The sequence below is a fragment of the uncultured Flavobacterium sp. genome (genome assembly GCF_951805225.1).
Taxonomy (GTDB): domain Bacteria; phylum Bacteroidota; class Bacteroidia; order Flavobacteriales; family Flavobacteriaceae; genus Flavobacterium.
Window position 1 is genome coordinate 3,478,387 of the sequence record NZ_OX638201.1, and the last position, 15,994, is coordinate 3,494,380.

The window sequence follows — 15,994 nt, forward strand, 5'->3', positions numbered from 1 at the left end:
AGAAAATTGGCTTATGTTTACTAGTACTGACAATTATTTTATATTATGTTTTATCAATACAATTTCTAGCCAGCTAGATTAAAGTGTGAGATCTGCAATTTCATTTTGAATTGCATATACTACTAAACCAGCTATGTTTCTAGATTCTGTTTTAAGTAATAAATTATTGCGATGTCCTTCGACCGTTCGCGGGCTTAAATAAAGATGCTCAGCAATTTCTGAAGTTGTTTTTTGCTGACAAATAAGTTGTAGAATTTCTATTTCGCGTGGCGAGAGAAAACTAGTTTCTAAATTACCTTTTGTATTTTTAGACGAAACTATTGTTTCTTGTATTGTTCTTAAAACATTTTCATTGTAATGAAATCCTTTTCTATGGACTTCATTAATCGTTTTAATTAAATCTTTGGGTGTTGTATTCTTTATTAGATATGCAACGGCGCCAACCTGAATCATATTGGCAATAAATGACTTTGTATCGTAACTGGTTAAAGCGACTATTTTAATTTCGGGATATAATTTTCTAATTATTTTTGTTGCTTCAACGCCATTTAGTACTGGCATTTTTAAATCCATTACGATTATATCCGGTTTTGTTTCGATCTCTTGTAATTGAGAAATAAGATCTTCGCCATTTGAGGCTTCAAAAACGATCTCGATATTATCTTCTCTTTGCAACAAAAAAGAAATCCCTTTACGGAACAAAACTTCGTCATCGACTAAAGCAATTTTAATAGCGGCACTCATTTTTTTTATTTTTGGTCGTTTGGTCTGCCGAAATTACAAAATATGAATCAAACAAATACGTAATCCCTCATTATATTATGTGAAAAACCTATTTATTATTGGATTTTAAGTTAAAAAGTGAAAATTACGGCTATTCCTTTACCTACTTCAGAATTTATTTTGATTGTTCCGTTTAAAAACGAAATACGGCTATCAATATTCTTCATGCCTAAACCTTTTTGATTTTCAATGCTTTTGCTATCAAAACCTACTCCATTATCTTCATAATTACAGGTATTAATTCCGTTTATATTTTTAAAAGCAATCCAAATTTCGGTTGCTTTTCCATGACGAAGTGAATTATTCATTAATTCTTGCAAAACTCTAAAAATGTGTAAATGACGATCAATGTCTTTCTCATCAAAATCAATTTCATTTTTATAATATGTTTTTATTGCTTTACTACTTTCAAATTCTTCGCATAATTCTTCGACACCTGCATTCAATCCGAATTTTTCAAAAACGGGCGGCAATAAATTATGGGCTATTTTTCTCGAATTTTCAAGTGCTTTGGTTGTCAATGCAATTATATTTCCGGTAATTTCTAATGTTTCAGCTTCGGTCAGATTTGGCGCAGTAAGTAAATGACTGTTTAGCGAAACAATATTAAGTTTAGAACTAATATCATCATGTAAATCCTGAGCGATTCTTTTACGCTCTTCTTCCTGAGTCACAATAATCGCATACAATTGATCTTTTTGATATTGGATTTCTAAGTTCTTATTTTCAATTTCTTTTTGGACAATTTTCTTTCTGGAGAAATAGAAAAACAAGACCAAAACAAGTCCCATCAATAAAAAGGAAACACAACTAAATATAACGGTTGCTACGATTTCGGATTCTGGAATTACTTTTGGACTCATATAAACAAGAAGCTTTATTTTTAATATTATTATTCAATCAATTAAAAAATCAAATATATTATATTTAATCTAATTCTTACTTTAAAAACATTCTATGATAAAAGAAATCTCTACCAAAAAATAAATTTTGATAGAGATTATTAATTGTGGTTAATTCTTAAAATATTCTAATTACTTAAAATGGTGGTGAAGGACGTGTTCCATCATATACATCACCAGCATCAGCGACTTTACTTGTTGAGGATATTTTCTTTATTGAATTGTTTTTATCAAGTCCTATCAAGAAAGTAGTTACTTTTCCAATAGGATTAAGCCCTAAAAACACACCAATATTTGCGGTGTTTTTATTTTTTAACATATCAACAATAATCGCACTTTCTATGCTGTAATGTTTAAAACGAGCGCCTTCATAAGACAATATTTCATCTAAATCAGAAACGGCAGACAATTTTTTCTGCCATGTATTAATGCCATCCAAAGCAACATCAGCTGAAATTAAATGCTCATTTAAAAGTGCAGTTCCTTTATTTGTTTTACTGCTTGATGTTTTTAATGCAGACAATTTATCTGTATCAGAAGCATCTTTAAGAATTTCAGAATCAACGCTTGCAAGTTCTTTTCCTGCTTTATCAACTCCAATAACTTTAATTTGCAAAGTATTATCGCTGTAACCTAATACAAACTGAACAAACTCTACATTTGGTGTTTCTACCAATTTAGACATTGCATCTGTTGGAAATAAATAAGCTGTAACTTGTTTTTGAGAAGCTGCGAATTTAGCATCCAACTTTGCGGTTTGCCAATTCTCCTGCTCCACTTTTGAAACTGCGGAACTATTCTCTTGCGAGTTCTCTTTTTGACAAGAGAACATTAAAAGTGCTATCAAGGCAGCACCTAATAAACTGGTTCTTTTCATGATTAGTAATTTTTGGTTAAACATAATAGACAATTCAGTTTGCACTGAAATATTCAAAAATAAATCTCCATCAAAACATTCTTTCCAATAGAAATTTATTAATTGTGGTTAATCTTAAAATATTCTAATTATTTAATATGGTGGTGAAGGACGTGCTCCGTCATAAACATCAGCAGCATCAGCTTCTTTACCTGTAATAGAAGAGTTTTTAATCGAATTGTTTTTATCTAAACCGATCAAAAAAGTAGTCACTTTTCCAACAGGATTAAGTCCTAAAAACAAACCAACATTTACGTTCTTTTTATTTTTAAGCATGTCTGCAACGATAGCAGCTTCTAAAGTATAATGTTTAAAACGGTCACCTTTATAAGAAAGTACTTCGTCTAAATCAGAAACTGTAGTCAATTTTTTCTGCCATGCATTAATACCATCCAACGCAGCATCAGGCGAAACTAAATGATCATTTAAAAGAGTTGTCTCTTTTATTGTTTTGCTTGTAGATACTTTTAATGAAGATAATTTATCTATATCAGAAATTTCGCTAAGGATTTTAGAATCAACGCTTGCAAGTTCTTTTCCTGCATTATCAACTCCAATAACTTTAATTTGTAAAGTATTATCACCATAACCTAAAACAAACTGAACAAATTCTACATTTGGTGTTTCTACCAATTTAGACATTGCATCTGTTGGAAACAAATAAGCTGTAACTTGTTTTTGGGAAGTTGCGAATTTGGCATCTAACTTTGCCGTTTGCCAATTTTCCTGTTCCACTTTCGAAACTGCGGAACTACTTTCTTGCGAATTCTCTTTTTGGCAAGAGAACATTAAAAGTGCTATCAAGGCAGCACCTAATAAACTGGTTCTTTTCATGATTAGTAATTTTTGGTTAAACATAATAGACAATTCAGTTTACACTGAAATATTCAAAATAAAAGTTCTATGAAATATTCATTCCAATAGCCATTTATTAATTGTGATTAATCTTAAGAAATTCTAATTATTCAGTTTCAGGAGGAGCTACAAAAGGAGGACTAGGACGTGCCCCATCATATACTTCATTAGAACTTGCTTCTTTACCTGTAAAAGAAACTTCTTTAATCGAATTGTTTTTATTTAACCCTATCAAAAAAGTAGTTACTTTCCCAACTGGATTAAGTCCTAAAAACAAACCAATATTTGCCGTGTTTTTGTTTTGCAACATATCAGCAATAATCGCAGCTTCTAAAGTATAATGTTTAAAACGAGCACCTTCATACGAAAGTACTTCGTCTAAATTAGAAACTGTACTCAATTTTTTCTGCCATGCATTAATACCATCCAAAGCAACATTAGGAAAAATTAAATGGTTGTTTAAAAGGGTCGATCCTTTGCTTGTTTTGCTAGTGGATACTTTTAATGCAGACAATTTATCGGTATCAGAAGTTTCGCTAAGGATTTTAGAATCAACGCTTGCAAATTCTTTTCCGGTTTTATCAACTCCAATAACTTTGATTTGCAATGTATTATCGCTGTAACCTAACACAAATTGAACATACTCTACATTTGGTGTTTCTACCAATTTAGACATTGCATCAGTTGGAAATAAATAAGCTGTAACTTGTTTTTGAGAAGCTGCGAATTTAGCATCCAACTTTGCAGTTTGCCAATTTTCCTGCTCCACTTTTGAAACTGCGGAACTACTTTCTTGAGAGTTCTCTTTTTGACAAGAGAACATTAAAAGTGCTATCAAAGCAACACCTAATAAACTGGTTCTTTTCATTATTAGTAATTATTGGTTAAACATAATAAACGATTCAGCTTGCACTGAAATATTCAAAATAAATCTCCATCAAAATATCCATTTCAATAGCGATTTATTAATTGTGGTTAATCTTAAGAAAATCTAATTATTCAGTTTCAGCAGGATCTCCATAAGGAGGACAAGGGCGAGAACCATCATATACATCTGAAGCACCTGCAGTTTTTCCAGCAAAAGAAGTTTTTTTAATCGAATTGTTTTTGTCTAATCCTATCAAATAGGTAGTCACTTTTCCTACTGGATTAAGTCCTAAAAATAAACCAATATTTGTTGTGTTTTTGTTTTGCAACATATCAGCAACAATAGCAGCTTCTAAAGTATAATGTTTGAAACGAGCACCTTCATAAGAAAGTATTTCGTCTAAATCAGAAACAGCAGACAACTTTTTTTGCCATGTATTAATGGCATCCAAAGCAACATCAGGTGAAATCAAATGCTCATTTAAAAGTACTGTTCCTTTGCTTGTTTTACCGCTTGATGTTTTTAATGCCGACAATTTATCTGTATCAGAAGCATCTTTAAGAATTTCAGAATCAACGCTTGCAAATTCTTTTCCGGTTTTATCAACTCCAATAACTTTAATTTGTAAAGTATTATCGCTGTAACCTAACACAAACTGAACATATTCTACATTTGGTATTTCTACCAATTTAGACATTGCATCTGTTGGAAATAAATAAGCTGTAACTTGTTTTTGAGAAGCTGCAAATTTAGCATCCAACTTTGCAGTTTGCCAATTTTCCTGCTCCACTTTTGAAACTGAGGAACTATTTTCTTGCGAGTTCTCTTTTTGACAAGAGAACATTAAAAGTGCTATCAAAGCAACACCTAATAAACTGGTTCTTTTCATTATTAGTAATTATTGGTTAAACATAATAGGCAATTCAGCATAGACTGAAATATTCAAAAAAAATCTCTATTAAAACATTCATTCCAATAGAGATTTATTAATTGTGGTAATCTTAAAAGATTCTAATTATTGATTCGCAGGTTCAGGATCTCCATAAGGAGGACAAGGTCGTGTCGCATCATATACTTCGGCGCTTGCCGTTTTACCTGTAAAAGAAGTTTTTTTAATCGAATTGTTTTTATCTAATCCTATCAAAATAGTAGTTACTTTTCCTATTGGATTAAGTCCTAAAAACAAACCAATGTTTGCACTGTTTTTGTCTTTTACCATATCAGCAACGATTGCAGCTTCCACAGTATAATATCTAAAACGTTGTCCTTCATAAGAAAGCACTTCGTCTAAATCTGACACAGTATTTAATTTTTTCTGCCAAGCATTGATTCCATCCAGAGCAACATCAGACGAAATTAAGTGATCATTTAAAAGAGCACTTCCTTTGCTTGTTTTACTGCTTGATGCTTTTAATGCAGACAATTTATCGATATCAGAAGTTTCGTTAAGAATTTTAGAATCAACACTGGCAAATTCTTTTCCGGTCTTATCAACTCCAATAACTTTGATTTGTAAAGTATTATCACTGTAACCTAAAACAAACTGTACATATTCTACATTTGGTGTTTCGACCAATTTAGACATTGCATCAGTTGGAAATAAGTATGCTGTAACTTGTTTTTGAGAAGCTGCGAATTTAGCATCCAGCTTTGCGGTTTGCCAATTCTCTTGTTCGGTTTTTGAAACCAAAGAACTATTTTCCTGCGAATTCTCTTTTTGACAAGAGAACATTAAAAGCACTGCCAAAGCAACGCCTAATAAACTTCTTTTTTTCATCAATAATGATTATTAGTTAAGTATTAATCGCTTTTTTATTAAAAAATATCACTTTCCATTCATACAGCACAAACAGCTGATAAACAACATATAGAATTGCGTTAAGCATCCATGTTATCATATTGAAATTGTCACTGAATTTTACCGTTAAATTTCCAACTAAAAATAAAATTGTACTTGCAAAGAGATACAATAAAACTCCCATGTTAATAAAATAAAATTCTTTTTTATCATCTAACATGTTGTAGAAATGAAACGTTGCGTATATAATCAGCAAAAACGAAGTGATAAAGATTTCGTATAAATTGAACTTAAAAAAAAGTTCGGTTTTTAGTCCATATTGAATCGCTAAAGTCAATAAAACTAACACAAAACCTATCTTTATTGCTTTCTTTTGAAATTCGTCCTTTACTAATTCCAGATAAAACAAGCTTAATAATATAAACTGTCCTATAAAGTAAATATGCGATAAAAAGAGGTTGTTACTGTAAAGCTGTTTAAAAATATAAGCGCTAAGTTGAACACCAATTATCACAAATAAATAAATAGTAAAAATTTTATAAGCTTTTCCATTCTTAAAAAAGCCAAATGCAAATAACAAGAAATTAATCAATAAAAGAAAATATCCCGCGTCTACAAAAAATGACCGCATTTATATATTCATCGGACTTTTTGGATCAGCTTTACCTGGAGGACTTGGTTCTGTAAAATCGTAAATTGCGATAGGAATTGCAGAAAGTACTTCTTCTTCACCGCTACCAGGAATCATATCTACATAAATACCTGTTTTAGCATCATATTTAGTTCCTACAATCATTAAAGTTTGTTGTCCTTTATCGTTAATTCCAACATATGCTCTTGCTGCATCAATTCCCTGAGCTAAAACAAGTGCTAAATTTTGTACCGGAATTAAGTAAGAATCTACTTTTACCCTACCTTCTTCTTCTTTTGGGGATTTCCAATTTTTCACCCATTCTTGTGCTGTTGCTAAAGGAATTTGAGTATCCCCTTCTTTCAATCTGTTTTCATCTGCCATAATATAAATTTGTTTTTGGTTACAAGTTAATAGACGACTGTTTTAAGCAATCGAATTGCTAAACTACAGAATTTAAACAAGAATTTTAACATTTACGTACAAAAAAAGCCTTACAATAAGGCTTTTTAATAATTTGTTAAAATGGAACATCACTATCGTCATCATCATCATTCAGATTACTTCCAAATGCTTCATTTGCCGATGGTAAATTTTTAGTTATAAACGGATTTTCGTCATGATTCATTTTAGATGGTAAATCATCATAACCACCTGAGAAATCATCAAGGTTATCAAATTTTCCAAGGTGTCCTATAAATTTCAATCGAATGTTTTCAATACCACCATTACGGTGTTTCGCGATCATAATTTCGGCCTGACCAGTAGTTGGCGATGCTTCATCATCATCCCATTCTTCAATTTTATAGTATTCAGGTCGATATAAAAACGATACAATATCAGCATCCTGCTCAATCGCCCCAGATTCACGAAGATCCGATAGCAACGGACGCTTACTGGATCCACGAGTCTCTACAGCACGCGATAACTGCGAAAGTGCAATTACCGGAACGTTTAGCTCTTTTGCCAAAGCCTTTAAGTTTCGGGAAATTGTCGAAATCTCCTGCTCACGATTTCCTCCTCCTTTATTATTTCCTCCGGCAGTCATCAACTGCAAATAATCGATGATAATAATTTTAATACCATGTTGTGACACCAAACGACGACATTTTGCTCTTAAATCGAAAATAGATAGTGACGGCGTATCATCAATAAACAAAGGCGCTTTTTCTAAGTTTTTTACTTTGGTACTCAACATTTCCCATTCGTGAGGTTCTAATTTACCCGTACGCAATTTCTCTGATGACAATCCTGTTTCTGACGAAATAAGCCTCGTGATTAACTGAACCGAAGCCATCTCCAGAGAGAATAAAGCTACTCCGTGCCCGTACTGAATAGCAATATTTCTTGCCATCGAAAGTACAAATGCTGTTTTTCCCATCGCAGGTCTTGCTGCGATAATAATTAAATCGCTGGGCTGCCATCCAGAAGTCAGTTTATCAAGATTATGAAAACCAGTTTCAACACCACTTAAACCTTCTTGTTTGGCAATTTCTTCAATCTTCTTTTTAGCCTGAAGTACTAAACTCTGAGCAGTTTCAGAACTACGTTTAATATTTCCTTGCGTTACTTCATATAATTTTGATTCGGCCTGATCCAGCAAATCAAATACGTCTGCAGTTTCATCATAAGACGCCTCAATAATTTCAGACGAAATTCGGATTAAACTTCTTTGAATGAATTTCTGAAGAATAATACGAGAGTGAAATTCGATATGCGCCGAAGAGGCAATTTTTTGCGTAAGCTGAATTAAATAAAAATCTCCACCGGCCAATTCCAGTTTTCCATTTTTCTTCAATTGGGTCGAAACGGTCAGTAAGTCGATTGGCTGTGTTTCGGTAAAAAGCTGGACGATTGCTTCAAAAATAAATTTATGTGAATCTTTATAAAAAGCATCAGCCTGTAAAATATCAATTACATCATCTACCCCTTTTTTATCAATCATCATCGCACCAAGAACTGCCTCCTCTAATTCAAGTACTTGCGGCGGTAACTTTCCTTTTTCTAAGCTGATAATTGTGGTTTTATCTACCTTTACAGGGTTTACATTTTTGAAATTTTCCATATAGCGAAAGTAACAAAATTTAAAAAAAAATTGCTATCGAGTTATAACTATTAATTGTTTATAAATAAGTGTTTTTTGTTCATAACCAAAAAAAAATCCGAAACTGTAAGGCTTCGGATTTTAATTAATCTTGTAAGAATTTACTCTTTATACTCGCCCATATTACTGTATTTGTCCATTCTTTGGGCAATTAAGTCGGCTGTTGATAAGTCTTTCAATTCATTATATCCTTTGGTAATGTATTCGGCAACTGTTTTAAAAGTAGTTTCGCGATCATAGTGCGCTCCTCCTAATGGTTCCGGAATAACATCATCAACTAATTTCTGTTTTTTCATATCAGATGAAGTCAATTTCAAAGCATCGGCAGCACGTTCTTTATACTCCCAGCTTTTCCATAAAATTGAAGAACAAGATTCTGGAGAAATTACAGAATACCAAGTATTCTCTAACATATAAACTTTATCTCCAACACCTATTCCCAAAGCTCCACCAGAAGCACCTTCTCCAACAATGATTGTAATAATTGGCACTTGCAAACGAACCATTTCAAAAATGTTTCTTGCAATAGCTTCTCCTTGTCCTCTTTCTTCGGCTTCAAGTCCTGGATATGCACCCGGAGTATCTACCAAAGTTAAAACCGGAATACCAAATTTCTCTGCCATTTTCATCAAACGCAAAGCTTTACGGTATCCTTCAGGATTTGCCATACCAAAGTTACGGTACTGACGTGTTTTTGTATTAAAACCTTTTTGCTGACCAACGATCATAAACGATTGTCCGTTTATTTTTCCAAGTCCGCCAACCATCGCTTTATCATCTTTAAAACTTCTGTCTCCGTGAAGTTCTAAAAACGTATCACCGCAAATTGCTCTGATATAATCTAAAGTATAAGGTCTATTTGGATGTCTTGACAATTGAACACGTTGCCAAGCCGTAAGGTTTTTGTATATTTCTTTCTTAGTTTCTACTAATTTCTTGTTGATTTCCTTGCAGGTTGGTGTTACATCAACATCAGATTCTTTTCCAATAATAACACACTTTTCTAACTGTTCTTCAAGTTCTTTGATTGGAAGCTCAAAATCTAAATATTCCATGGATTTTTGAATTTTGTTTGTAAATCGAACCGCAAATATAAAAATATTATATCATTGGCACAGTTAATTGTTAGTAAAGTATCAAATTGTGATTTAAAAATAAGTAAACTATTACAGTTCTTTCTTATTTTTATAATGTTTAAAAACGCCATTTAAGATAACTGTAATTACAATTATAAGGGCGCCAATATAAAATTCCGTGCTCATTTTTTCTTTTCCTCCAAGAATAAAATAAGCCAGAATAATTCCGTAAACAGGCTCTAAATTAGTCGTTAACATCACTGTATAAGGCGTTAATTTTTGCATCACTTTTACCGAAGCAGTAAATGCATAAGCCGTACAAATAGATGCCAAAACAAGTAATAGAATCCAGTTGTTTAATGACATTGTAAAAAAATCGGCATTAAATTTTCCCTGAACTAAAAAATAAATAGTTATAAAGAAAACTCCTGCACCAAACTCATAAAATGTAATAACAGACGGTTCATGATCTGAAATTAATTTCCCATTCATCAAGGTAAATAAAACCCCCAGAATAATAGCTGCCAATGCATAATAAACACCTGTAAGATATTTAATTTCAACTTGCAAAATCAAAGTAAGTCCGGCGATTATAATTAATCCAAAGAAAACTTCATAAAATAATATTTTTCTTCCGTAAAAAAGCGGTTCTAATAAAGAAGCAAAAAATGCTCCCAAAGAAAATATCGAAAGCGTAATTGAAACATTAGAAACATGAATTGCTTTAAAAAAGAATATCCAATGCAGGGCAATCAGCAAACCAACAAAAATCAGTTTAAAGAGTTCTTTTATCGGAACTTGAAAAGATTGTTTTTTATAGACAATAAAGGCTCCTAAAAAAATCATTGCAAGAAGCATTCTGAACCAAACCAAATTTTCGGCATCAATTGTAATTAAAGCGCCCAAAATGGCTGTAAAACCCCAGATAAAAACAATTAAATGTAGATTTAAATAACTTTTTAAATTATCGTTTCGCATTGCGTAGTAAGTAAACCGCCAGAATTCCAAAAACTATATTCGGGAACCAAACGGCAAATAAAGGTGAGAATGTAGATTTTTCGGCAAGAGTACCGAATATTTTATCGAAGAATACGAAAGAAAACGCAATTGCAATTCCAATAGCCAGATTCGTTCCCATACCACCACGACGTTTCATCGACGAAACTGCCACCGCAATAATAGTCAAAATAAAAGCGGAAACCGGCACACTATATTTCTTATAAAGTACAACTAAATAAGTATTAATATTTCCGGAACCTCTTTTTCTTTCTTTTTCAATAAAATCAATTAATTTTCCAAGCGGAAGCGTTTCTGCAATATAAACTACAGGAGTTAGATCTGCTAATTCAAATTTAAAAGACACCTTTTTTTCCGGTACCTTTTCAATTACATCATTCAAATCCCCTAACGTTCTTTTTGTATAATCGTACAGAATATATGTTTTAGCTTTCGGATCCCATTTAATACGACTTGCCGTAATTTTATACGTCAATTGATCTTTTTCAAAATGCTCTAACGAAAAATTAAAAGCAGTTTTAGACTCTTCGTTAAAACTATTTACAAAAATAAAATCGTTATCATTAATTTGTCTGTACACATTTGTATTATTCCCCATCATCTCTGCTTTTCCACCACCTTTTAGATACGTATATCTAAAATTATTAAAGCCTTCGCTGGCAGCAGGAACAATAAAAAATCCCATCAAAAGCACAAAAACTGATACGATAGAAGCACCAATAATGTACGGCCTTAAGAAACGTGTAAAAGAAATTCCAGAACTCAAAATTGCAATAATCTCCGTGTTATTTGCCAGTTTTGAGGTAAACCAAATTACTGATAAAAACAGAAAAATTGGGAATAATGAATTCGCAAAATAAATCGTAAAGTTGTAATAATAGATTGCGATTTCAGTAAACGGAATCTTATTTTCCAGCATTTTATTAACCTTCTCAGAGACATCAATTACAATCCCAATTGGAATAAATAATAATATCATTACCGAAAAAGTCGCTAAATATCTTTTTAAAATATACTTATCTATTATCGTCAGCATATATTTTTTTGTTTGTTTTGTTTCAGGTTTCAAGTTTCAGGTTCTGCAGCGAACTTGAAACTTAAAACCTCAAACTTGAAACTATATTTTAAAGTCTTTGACTCATATTTTTAACCATCATTTCTTTCCATGGTCTAAAATCTCCTGCTAAGATATGTTTTCTGGCTTCACGAACCAACCACATATAAAAACCAAGGTTATGAATCGTAGCAATTTGTTTTCCTAAATATTCATTAGCAGCAAATAAATGACGCAAATAAGCTTTTGTATATTCAGTATCTACAAAAGTATGTCCCATTTCGTCAATTGGAGAAAAATCAGCTTCCCACTTTTTATTCTTGATATTAATTGTTCCGTTTGCCGTAAACAACATACCATTTCTGGCATTACGAGTTGGCATAACACAATCGAACATATCAATACCTAACGCAATATTTTCCAAAATATTAATAGGAGTTCCAACACCCATTAAATATCTTGGTTTATCTTCCGGCAAAATTTCGCAAACAACCTCAGTCATTGCATACATTTCTTCAGCAGGTTCCCCTACAGACAAACCACCAATAGCGTTACCTTGTTGTCCTGAATTTGCAATATATTCAGCTGATTGTTGACGCAAATCTTTATAAGTACTTCCCTGAACAATCGGGAAAAACGTTTGCTCATATCCATATTTATAAGGCACTTTGTCCAAATGATTGATGCAACGATCCAACCAACGGTGAGTCATATGCATCGAGCGTTGTGCGTATCTGTAATCACAAGGATAAGGCGTACATTCATCAAAAGCCATGATAATATCAGCTCCAATCGTACGCTGAATTTCCATTACACTTTCTGGTGAAAAAAAGTGATATGAACCATCAATATGAGATTTAAACTTCACTCCTTCCTCCTTAATTTTTCTATTATTCGAAAGAGAATAAACCTGATAACCACCAGAATCAGTCAAAATATTACGATCCCAATTCATGAATTTATGCAATCCACCGGCTTTTTCAAGAATTTCAGTCTGCGGACGTAAATATAAATGGTATGTATTTCCCAGAATAATATCCGGATTAATATCTTGCTTTAGCTCACGTTGGTGAACACCTTTTACAGAAGCAACCGTTCCAACAGGCATAAAAATAGGCGTTTCGATTACGCCGTGATCTGTAGTAATACTTCCCGCTCTAGCTTTAGATTGCGGATCTTTTTGTAATAAATCAAACTTCATCTGTTTCTTTTTTCAGTCGGCAAAGATAAGCTAATTTCAGGGAAAATAAATTAGATAATTCGACAATGAGATAATTAGATAATGAAACACTATTACAGCCATAAAACTAAGGTTAGAATTTGAAATTTAATAATTTGGGCGTTTTCGCCGCGGCGAACGGGCTATCCGCTGCAAGTCCTCGCACTTCCTTCGTCAGGCTGTGGGCTATCCGCTTCTATCCCTAACGCAAAAAAAGACGTGACAGTTCCAAGAGAAATTTCTAAATTTGAATAAACGTTATTGTCAGGCTGAGCGAAGTCGAAGCCCGCGTGCCAATAACACAAACAAAATAAAATGAACTTAGCTCAAAAACTTGGATATCCAGAAAACACCAAACTATTAATCATTCATGCCGACGATGCCGGATTATCACATTCCGAAAATCAAGCTACAATAAAAGCGCTCCAAAACGGATCTGTAAACTCCTATAGTATAATGGTTCCGTGCGCATGGTTTTTTGAAATGGCAACATTCGCCAAAAACAATCCAAATTATGATTGCGGAATCCATCTAACGCTAACTTGTGAATGGGAAAATTATAAATTTGGACCAATTCTTCCAATTACCGAAGTTTCAAGTTTAGTCGACAAAAACGGTTATTTTTATAAAACCCGAGCAGATTTTAAAAACAACGCAAAACCATCCGAAATAAAAAAAGAACTTACAGCGCAAATCGAAAAAGCATTACAATTCGGAATCCAACCTACACATTTGGATTCGCATATGTGCAGCGTTGGCGTTACTCCAGAAATTTTAGAAATATACAAAGAACTCGGAAAAACCTATAATCTGCCAGTTTTCATAAACAAACAATTTGTAGAATCTATTAGTTTATCTGACGAAAAATATGATTTCGAAAACACACTTGTAGCCGACAATCTTCTAATTGGATATTTCAGCGATTTCGAAAAAGGAGAACTAAAAGATTCATACAAAAAAGCTTTAGAAAACACAAAACCAGGATTCAACGTCTTTTTGCTTCATCCCGCATTCGATGATTTTGAAACGCAGGGAATAACTATAAATCATCCAAATTTTGGTTCAGAATGGCGCCAGATTGATTTCGATTTTTTTACAAGTGAAGAATGTAAATTACAACTTCAGAAAAATAATATTCAATTAATAACATGGAGAGAAATTCAGGGAATTAGATAATTTGTCAATTAGAAAATGAGATAATGATTCAGAAAAACTGAAAATTGAAACTTCATAAATCACTTTTTTAGAATGTGAATACTAAAACTTTGTAAATTAAATCTATAACATTCTGAATTCGATAATTTCATAACTTTAATATCCAATTAAAAAAGTAGAAATCATGATAAATTCAGAAGACAACAATCCTATAAAAGAAGATCAAATCGAAAGAAATCTGGAAAATTTAGATTATCCGGCAAGCGAAGATATTTACAATCACGAAAACAAACAGGAAAACATTGATCTCGAAGAAATTTCAACTGACGAAACCATCATTCCTAAAGATCATGAATGGAAACAAAACAGCGATAAACTTGGAAATGATTTAGACATTCCGGGTTCTGAACTTGATGACGAGGAAGAAGAAATTGGTTCCGAAGACGAAGAAAATAACTTCTATAGTGAAGGCGACACAGAATAATCTTTTCAAAACAATTAAAAATCAAAGTCCCAATTGGGTCTTTTTTATTTTAAATAATCATCAAAAATAGAGTACAATAAAGATACTACGTTCAAATAATCAAAGTCAATATCCATTTTTTTTGGATATCCGAAAAAAAACCGCCGCAATTTAACAAATACGCCAAACTAAAGCGAAAAATCATTTGTCTCCCCGCAAAATAACGATTACTTTTGCGTCAGTTTAACTTTTACATATAAAATGAAGCCTAACACACAACAATTAAGCGATTTAACTATCCAAGTAAGAAGAGATATTCTTCGAATGGTACATGCTGTCAACTCAGGTCACCCAGGTGGTTCACTAGGTTGTACTGAATTTTTGGTAACTCTATACCAAAATATTATGGAGCGTAAAGAAGGTTTTGATATGAACGGAATTGGAGAAGATCTTTTCTTCCTTTCAAACGGACATATTTCTCCTGTATTTTATAGCGTATTAGCACGTAGTGGTTATTTCCCTGTTTCAGAACTTGCAACTTTCAGATTATTAAACTCACGTTTACAAGGACATCCAACAACTCATGAAGGATTACCTGGAGTTCGTATTGCTTCTGGTTCATTAGGACAAGGTTTATCTGTAGCTCTTGGAGCAGCTCAGGCTAAAAAATTAAATGGAGATAATCATATCATTTATAGTTTACACGGAGACGGTGAATTACAAGAAGGTCAAAACTGGGAAGCTATCATGTATGCTTCTGCAAAAAAAGTAGACAATATTATCTCGACTATTGACCTTAACGGAAAACAAATCGACGGTACAACTGACGAAGTTTTACCAATGGGAAGTATCCGTGCTAAATTTGAAGCTTTTGACTGGGACGTTCTTGAAATTAAAGAAGGTAACAATATCGATGCTATTCTTGCAGGTTTAAATGATGCAAAATCAAGAACAGGTAAAGGTAAACCAGTTTGTATTTTACTACATACTGAAATGGGTAATGGTGTAGATTTCATGATGCACACTCATGCTTGGCATGGTAAAGCACCAAACAACGACCAGTTGGCAAGTGCTTTAGCTCAAAACATCTCAACTTTAGCAGACTATTAAAAAGCGCTCAGTCTCAGTGTCAGTTTTCAACTTAGAAACTTAG

At 32.8% G+C, this 15,994-nt stretch carries 16 protein-coding genes; 3 read left to right on the top strand and 13 right to left on the bottom strand.

The window, feature by feature from the left end:
* Positions 1-78 precede the first annotated feature (78 nt).
* The 13 genes from WN975_RS14100 to tgt all read right to left on the bottom strand — a co-directional run bounded on the left by WN975_RS14100 (position 79) and on the right by tgt (position 13,205).
* A complete protein-coding gene (locus WN975_RS14100; RefSeq protein WP_337967090.1) occupies positions 79-744 on the bottom strand; it encodes a response regulator transcription factor in 666 nt (221 codons plus the stop codon).
* A 110-nt stretch (positions 745-854) separates the two neighbouring features.
* The gene (locus tag WN975_RS14105) at positions 855-1,646 is read right to left on the bottom strand and encodes a histidine kinase (RefSeq protein ID WP_337967091.1); all 792 of its coding nucleotides are present in this window, start codon (positions 1,644-1,646) and stop codon (positions 855-857) included.
* 175 nt (positions 1,647-1,821) lie between these two features.
* On the bottom strand, positions 1,822-2,562 hold the full coding sequence (locus WN975_RS14110; RefSeq protein ID WP_337967092.1) for a hypothetical protein: 741 nt from the start codon (positions 2,560-2,562) through the stop codon (positions 1,822-1,824).
* A 132-nt stretch (positions 2,563-2,694) separates the two neighbouring features.
* Positions 2,695-3,435, bottom strand: a complete 741-nt coding sequence (locus WN975_RS14115; RefSeq protein ID WP_337967093.1) for a hypothetical protein — start codon at positions 3,433-3,435, stop codon at positions 2,695-2,697.
* A 127-nt stretch (positions 3,436-3,562) separates the two neighbouring features.
* Positions 3,563-4,324 carry a hypothetical protein gene (locus WN975_RS14120; RefSeq protein ID WP_337967094.1) on the bottom strand — a complete coding sequence of 254 codons (762 nt, stop codon included), beginning with the start codon at positions 4,322-4,324 and terminating at the stop codon, positions 3,563-3,565.
* A 127-nt stretch (positions 4,325-4,451) separates the two neighbouring features.
* Positions 4,452-5,213 carry a hypothetical protein gene (locus WN975_RS14125; RefSeq protein WP_337967095.1) on the bottom strand — a complete coding sequence of 254 codons (762 nt, stop codon included), beginning with the start codon at positions 5,211-5,213 and terminating at the stop codon, positions 4,452-4,454.
* A 126-nt stretch (positions 5,214-5,339) separates the two neighbouring features.
* Complete coding sequence (locus WN975_RS14130; protein ID WP_337967096.1) at positions 5,340-6,101, bottom strand: hypothetical protein; 762 nt, start codon at positions 6,099-6,101, stop codon at positions 5,340-5,342.
* 652 nt (positions 6,102-6,753) lie between these two features.
* Positions 6,754-7,137: a hypothetical protein gene (locus WN975_RS14135; RefSeq protein ID WP_337967097.1), complete on the bottom strand. Its 384-nt coding sequence runs from the start codon at positions 7,135-7,137 to the stop codon at positions 6,754-6,756.
* 136 nt (positions 7,138-7,273) lie between these two features.
* Positions 7,274-8,818, bottom strand: a complete 1,545-nt coding sequence (gene dnaB, locus WN975_RS14140; RefSeq protein WP_337967098.1) for a replicative DNA helicase — start codon at positions 8,816-8,818, stop codon at positions 7,274-7,276.
* 140 nt (positions 8,819-8,958) lie between these two features.
* Positions 8,959-9,912: an acetyl-CoA carboxylase carboxyltransferase subunit alpha gene (locus WN975_RS14145; RefSeq protein WP_337967099.1), complete on the bottom strand. Its 954-nt coding sequence runs from the start codon at positions 9,910-9,912 to the stop codon at positions 8,959-8,961.
* Positions 9,913-10,023: 111 nt separating this feature from the next.
* On the bottom strand, positions 10,024-10,911 hold the full coding sequence (locus tag WN975_RS14150) for a DMT family transporter (protein WP_337967100.1): 888 nt from the start codon (positions 10,909-10,911) through the stop codon (positions 10,024-10,026).
* Positions 10,898-11,986, bottom strand: a complete 1,089-nt coding sequence (locus WN975_RS14155) for an LptF/LptG family permease (RefSeq protein ID WP_337967101.1) — start codon at positions 11,984-11,986, stop codon at positions 10,898-10,900. The genes WN975_RS14150 and WN975_RS14155 overlap by 14 nt, the downstream gene beginning before the upstream one ends.
* 88 nt (positions 11,987-12,074) lie before the next feature.
* Entirely contained in the window at positions 12,075-13,205 is a 1,131-nt protein-coding gene (gene tgt / locus WN975_RS14160) for a tRNA guanosine(34) transglycosylase Tgt (protein WP_337967102.1), read from the bottom strand.
* A gap of 333 nt (positions 13,206-13,538) precedes the next feature.
* On the opposite strand from tgt, the gene WN975_RS14165 reads away from it, so the two are divergent.
* The 3 genes from WN975_RS14165 (at position 13,539) to WN975_RS14175 (ending at position 15,951) form a co-directional block, all read left to right on the top strand.
* Positions 13,539-14,399 (top strand): polysaccharide deacetylase family protein, encoded by an 861-nt coding sequence (locus tag WN975_RS14165; protein WP_337967103.1) that lies wholly within the window; start codon positions 13,539-13,541, stop codon positions 14,397-14,399.
* Between the two features lie 163 nt (positions 14,400-14,562).
* Complete coding sequence (locus WN975_RS14170) at positions 14,563-14,862, top strand: hypothetical protein (protein ID WP_337967104.1); 300 nt, start codon at positions 14,563-14,565, stop codon at positions 14,860-14,862.
* A gap of 240 nt (positions 14,863-15,102) precedes the next feature.
* The gene (locus WN975_RS14175) at positions 15,103-15,951 is read left to right on the top strand and encodes a transketolase (protein ID WP_099709254.1); all 849 of its coding nucleotides are present in this window, start codon (positions 15,103-15,105) and stop codon (positions 15,949-15,951) included.
* Positions 15,952-15,994 lie beyond the last annotated feature (43 nt).